Source organism: Vibrio sp. Y176 (assembly GCF_033438945.1).
Genome location: NZ_JAWOQS010001014.1, coordinates 1 through 551, shown reverse-complemented (window position 1 = coordinate 551; position 551 = coordinate 1). Strand labels below are relative to the sequence as shown.

Genomic DNA, 551 nt, shown 5'->3' with positions numbered 1-551 from the left:
AGTGCAATAACTACAAACAACGTTGTACCAGAAGTAATCAACGTACGGCTCAATGTTTGTGTAATCGAAGCATCCATGATGTCCGCAGGATCACCTTTACGCATCTTGCGGAAATTTTCACGAATACGGTCGAATACTACGATGGTATCGTTGAGCGAGTAACCAACAACCGTTAGCAACGCAGCCACGATAGTTAGGTCCACTTCAATCTGTAGGAATGAGAATACACCCAGCGTGATAATAATATCGTGCGCCAACGCCATTACAGCACCTGCCGCTAGACGCCATTCAAATCGCATTGATACGTAAATCAGGATACAGATGAGCGACACTAGGATCGCCAGACCGCCGGCTTCAGTTAGTTCATCACCAACGTTTGGACCAACAAACTCGATACGGCGCATTTCTACGCTTTCACCGGTACCTTCTTTGATCGCACCGATGATTTGGTTACCTAGCGTTTCGCCAGAAACGTCGTCACGAGGACGAAGACGCACCATCACATCGCGAGCACTACCAAAGTTCTGTACTGTCGCATCTCCGAAACCTTT

The 551-nt window shown here is 47.5% G+C and carries 1 protein-coding gene; it reads right to left on the bottom strand.

The features are described 5' to 3' along the window. The coding region (gene secF, locus R7O13_RS29945) for a protein translocase subunit SecF (RefSeq protein WP_318305602.1) at positions 1 to 551 on the bottom strand (551 nt) is incomplete at both ends.